This window comes from Protofrankia sp. Cj3, assembly GCF_917627355.1.
Classification (GTDB): Bacteria; Actinomycetota; Actinomycetes; order Frankiales; family Frankiaceae; genus Protofrankia.
In genome coordinates this window covers 5,762-10,677 of sequence record NZ_CAKJTR010000039.1, presented here as the reverse complement: position 1 = coordinate 10,677, position 4,916 = coordinate 5,762, and the positions used below count along the sequence as shown (strand labels likewise).

Below are 4,916 nucleotides of genomic sequence, written 5' to 3'. Positions count from 1 at the left end.
TCCTCCGCCGGGTCAGGCTCGCCGGTCGGCGGTATTACGGCGTTCGGAGCGCCGTGCCGGCGAGCCGGCGCCGCGCCGCTGTCCGCCGTCGGCGTCCTCACCGACGCCGACGGGCTCAGCCAGCAGCGCCCGCAGTTCCGCCCGCAGCTCCGAGCGCAGGTAGTCGCGGGTCGCCAATTCACCGATCTTGACACGTACCGCCGCTATCTCGCGGGCGAGGTATTCGGTGTCCTCGCGCTGGCGGCTGGTCTGGTCCCTGTCCTGGGCGAGGTTCGCCCGGTCCCGGTCGTCCTGCCGGTTCTGCGCCAGCAGGATCAGCGGCGCCGCGTAGGCCGCCTGCAACGACAGCGCCAACGTCAGGAAGATGAACGGATAGTTGTCGAACCGCAGGTCAGATGGCATGACGACGTTGTAGCCAATCCAGGCTACAACGACCACGCTCTGTAGCACAAGGAAGCGCGCGGTTCCGATGAACCGGGCGATCCGCTCGGCGACCCGGCCGAAGGCATCCGGCTCGGCGGGCCGGCGAGCCAATGCTGACCGGCGCGACGGACGTGGCTGGTCAAGCCGGCCCGCCCCGCGGCGAAACTTCATGATCCGAACCCGCTCAGGCCGTTGTCGCGCCCGGCCCGCCCCCCTGGCGGCCCAGCGCTCCCGGCATTCCCGGCATTCCCGGCGCTACCGGGGGAATCGCTTTGAAGATCATCGAAAGCCCCCACGCGGGCGTCCCCATCCAGGTCCCGTTCCCGCCAGTTAGCCGGCAGCATGTGGTCAAGAACATCGTCAACGGTGACCACGCCGACCAGCCTGGCCGACTCGTCCAGTACGGGGACGGCCACCAGGTTGTACGAGGCGAGCAGACGAGTCACCTCCGGTAGCGGCGTCTCCGGGCGCAGCGGGGTGATGTCGATGTCGATGACGCCTCCGACGAGTGTCCCGGGCGGCTCCCGCAACAGCCGCTGGAAGTGCGCAAGCCCCAGGTAACGTCCGGTCGGGGTCTCGAACGGCGGCCGGACGACGTAAACCTGCGCGGCCAGGGCCGGTGACAGCTCTGGCGCCCGCACCCGCGCGAGTGCCTCGGCAACAGTCGCGTTCGGGCCAAGAATCACCGGCTCGCTGGTCATCAGCCCACCGGCGGTGTTGTCCGGGTAGACGAGCAGCCGGCGCACCGGGGCCGCCTCCCGCGGCTCCATCAGCCGCAGCAGGCGCTCGGCCTCCTCGGCCGGCAGGTCCCCCAGGAGGTCGGCGGCGTCATCGGGCCCCATCGCCTCCAGGATGTCAGCCGCCCGATCATCGGCGAGCCCGCCGAGCAGCTCGATCTGCTCGTCCTCGGGCAGCTCCTCCAGGACGTCGGCGAGCCGCTCGTCGTCGAGGGCCGCGGCGACCTCGGCCCGGCGTTTACGAGAAAGGTTGTGCAGCAGCGAGGCGAGATCCGCGGGACGCAGCTTCTCGAACGCCGCGAGCAGGTTCGCCGCGCCCTGGCCATCCTCGGGCAGCGAAACACCGGTGATCTCGTCCCAGGAAACCGTACGGACCTCGCCACGCCGTCGCCGGCCGGTCCGTACCGCCACCTGGTCGAGCACCCAGTCACCGCCACGGATCGGTTCGATCGCCGCGTCCACCACAGTGACCAGCGCATCGGTCGCGACCAGTGTCACCTGCCGGTCCAGGAGCTCGCCGAGCACGAGGAGCTCGCCCGGACGCTGCGCGAACCGGCGCCAGCTCAGCCGGGCCGACGAGAGCACGACCGCACCCGACTCCACCCCGGTCACCCTGCTGATCGGCACGAAGATAGGCCGGCGTTGCACCTCGACGGCGAGCCCGAGGACGCGCGGCGGTTCGCGGCCGAGCCGTAGGGTGACGACCACATCACGGACCCGTCCGACCACATCACCATTAGGATCAAGGACGAGCAGGCCTGCCAGCCTGCGGCAGTACAGCCGAGCCGGTGCCGTGGTCACCGCGTGAGGCTACCTCCGCCATGAGCCGTCCCGAAAAATCCAGCCGGCGACGGCATACACGATCTCCGCGCGCCCATGCCGGCCACCGGCAGGCCGGCTCGTCCGCCGGCTCCGCTCGCGCGTGACCCCGAATGCCGCGATACTGCTCATACGTGCGGGACAGCTGAGGTGCAATGGCCGCGGCCGGCAGCCGCGATTGATATGGCTGATACGCGGATGTCTGTCAGCGGGGCAGGCGGCAGACCAATCAGCGGAACAGTCGGCAAATGCCGGGCGCCGGTGACAGCGGAGAAGGGAAACGGACACGATGGGCAGGATCGCGCAGACCGACGGTCTGACCGATGTTCAGGCCGACATTCTGTCGGCCGTGCGCACGTTCGTCGACAAGGAGATTCTGCCGTACGCCACCGAGCTGGAGCACAAGGACGAGTTCCCCGAGGCGATCGTCGAAGCCATGAAGGAAATGGGGCTGTTCGGGATCACCATCCCGGAGGAGTACGGCGGGCTCGGCGAGTCGCTCCTCACCTACGCCCTGGTCGTCGAGGAGGTGGCCCGCGGCTGGATGAGCGTCTCAGGTGTGATCAACACACACTTCATCGTCGCCTACCTCCTGCTCCAGCACGGCTCCCCCGAACAGCGGCGGCGGCTCCTGCCGAAAATGGCGACCGGTGAGGTCCGCGGCGCGTTCTCGCTGAGCGAACCGGGCTGCGGTTCGGACGTGTCCGCCATCACCACCCGGGCCACCCCCGACGGTGACGACTACCTCATCAACGGCCAGAAGATGTGGCTGACGAACGGCGCCCGCGCCGGCCTCGTCGCCACTCTCGTCAAGACCGACGAAGGCGCCGACTCCGTCTACCGGAACATGACGACCTTCCTGCTGGAAAAGGACCCGGGTTTCGGCACCAACGCGGGCATCACGATTCCCGGGAAAATCGACAAGCTTGGTTACAAGGGTGTCGAGACCACCGAGATGGTGCTGGACAACCACCGGGTCCCCGCCTCGTCGATCCTCGGCGGCGTCGACGGCCGTGGCAAGGGCTTCTACCAGATGATGGACGGTGTCGAAGTGGGCCGGGTCAATGTCGCGGCCCGCGCGTGCGGCATCATGATCCGGGCATTCGAGCTGGCGATCGCCTACGCCCAGCAGCGCCGCACCTTCGGCAAGCAGATCGCCGACCACCAGGCGATCGCCTTCAAGCTGGCCGAGATGGCGACGAAGGTCGAGGCCGGCCATCTGATGATGGTGAACGCCGCTCGCAAGAAGGACAGCGGGCAGCGCAACGATGTCGAGGCCGGTATGGCCAAGTATCTTGCCAGCGAATACTGCCACGAGGTGACCACCGATTCCTTCCGCATCCACGGTGGTTACGGCTACTCCAAGGAGTACGAAATCGAGCGGCTTTTCCGGGAAGCGCCGTTCATGCTCATCGGTGAAGGCACCTCCGAGGTGCAGAAGCGCATCATCAGCCGGGCGCTGCTCAAGGAGTACAAGCTCCCGTAGCGGGTGAAGCTGCCGGGCGCGCGAGCACGAATTCTCCGCGCGCCCGGCAGCCCACTACAGGTACTGTTTGGACGGCCCTACCATCGCGCGCACGGTCTTGCCGTCATGGAACTCGCCGATTGCCGTCATGGTCCAGTGCGGTCCGCCCTGTTGACGTGCCACCTTGCACATGACCAGGCCGGTGTGCGGTTTTGACTCGGACAGGTCGAAACGGACCAGCTCGGCACCGGTGAAATCGTCGACCAGCCGGCAGAAGGCGTTGCGGACCTCGGTGAAATGCTGGCCCTGAAAACTGTTCACGGTGAAGACCAGCGCCTCGATGCTGGCCGGGAGCGCCGCGAGGTCGACGAAAATGGTCTCGTCGTCGCCCTCGCCGCTGCCGGTGAGGTTGTCCCCGGAATGGCGCACCGCGCCGCGGGCGCCCTTCTTCGACATGAACCACACCTTGTCGACGTCCTTGCCGCGGCCGTCGAACAGGATGCAGGAGGCGTCCAGGTCGATCTGGCGGCCGCGGTGGGCCGGATCCCAGCCCAGGGCCATCCGTACCCGGGTCAGCGGCGCGGCCCCGGTCTTGACCAGCGAGACGCTCTGGCCCTTGTGCAGCGAGACCCGGCCCTTGTCGAGGTTGACGGCCGGCGCACCGGTGACCGGCGGCGGGGACTGCTGCTGGCCGGGCCGCGGCGGTCCCCAGGCCTGCGGCGGCCCCCAGGAGCGCGACTGCTGAGCCGGGGCGGCGGACGACTGTGGCGAGCCTCCCCAGCTCTGGGAGTGCGGTACGGGCGCCGCTGGGGACGACGGCTGCGCGGGCGGCACGTAGAGCTGGGTGGGAGCCTCATCCACCGCCCCCGGCTCATCCACCGTGATCCCGAAATCGGTGGCGATGCCAGCAAGGCCGGAGGCGTAGCCCTGGCCCACCGCCCGCACCTTCCAGGCCCCCTGGCGCCGGTACAACTCGACGAGTATCAATGCCGTCTCAACGGTCAGCCCGACCGGGTCGAAACGGGCAAGCTCCGCTCCCCCCGGATCCCTGACAACGACCTGCAACCGCTCGACCGTGGCGAAGGCCGGCGGGCCGGACCCGTCCAGGCTGCCGGTGATGACAACCTTATCGATATCGGCGGGTACCTGTGCCAACGCGAACTCAAGCGCGGCGGGCGGAAGAAGGCGGACCCCAGGGCCGGTGGGCTGGTTGAAGAACACGAAGTCGGCGTCCGAGCGGACCTTGCCGCTCGCCGTCACCAGCAGCGCGGCTATGTCCAGCGGAGTCGACGAGATGATCTCCACTCGTACCTCGGTGATGGGCAGCGATGCGTTCGCGCCTTTGCTCAGCACCTGTGCCATGGCGGCCTCCGCGGCTGGATTGCTTGGGGCCTCCAGCCGCACGCAACAGCCGTGACCGCGCGGCCTTTGGAACACCTCGGGGTGGGGCGTTCTTAGAGCGCCCGAGGATA

General features: G+C 68.4%; 4 protein-coding genes. 1 reads left to right on the top strand and 3 read right to left on the bottom strand.

Translation table 11 applies throughout. From position 1 onward, the window contains the following. Positions 1-12: 12 nt before the first annotated feature. Positions 13-594 carry a DUF1003 domain-containing protein gene (locus tag MJ783_RS07665; RefSeq protein WP_239309542.1) on the bottom strand — a complete coding sequence of 194 codons (582 nt, stop codon included), beginning with the start codon at positions 592-594 and terminating at the stop codon, positions 13-15. Next, positions 591-1,940 (bottom strand): magnesium transporter MgtE N-terminal domain-containing protein, encoded by a 1,350-nt coding sequence (locus MJ783_RS07660; protein ID WP_370651510.1) that lies wholly within the window; start codon positions 1,938-1,940, stop codon positions 591-593. Before MJ783_RS07660 ends, MJ783_RS07665 begins: the two co-directional genes overlap by 4 nt. A gap of 328 nt (positions 1,941-2,268) precedes the next feature. Here MJ783_RS07660 and MJ783_RS07655 point away from each other — a divergent pair, with 328 nt between their 5' ends. After that, positions 2,269-3,465 carry an acyl-CoA dehydrogenase family protein gene (locus tag MJ783_RS07655; RefSeq protein WP_239309538.1) on the top strand — a complete coding sequence of 399 codons (1,197 nt, stop codon included), beginning with the start codon at positions 2,269-2,271 and terminating at the stop codon, positions 3,463-3,465. Positions 3,466-3,519: 54 nt separating this feature from the next. On the opposite strand, the gene MJ783_RS07650 is transcribed toward MJ783_RS07655, so the two are convergent. Beyond that, on the bottom strand, positions 3,520-4,806 hold the full coding sequence (locus tag MJ783_RS07650) for a TerD family protein (protein WP_239309536.1): 1,287 nt from the start codon (positions 4,804-4,806) through the stop codon (positions 3,520-3,522). Between the last annotated feature and the right edge of the window lie 110 nt (positions 4,807-4,916).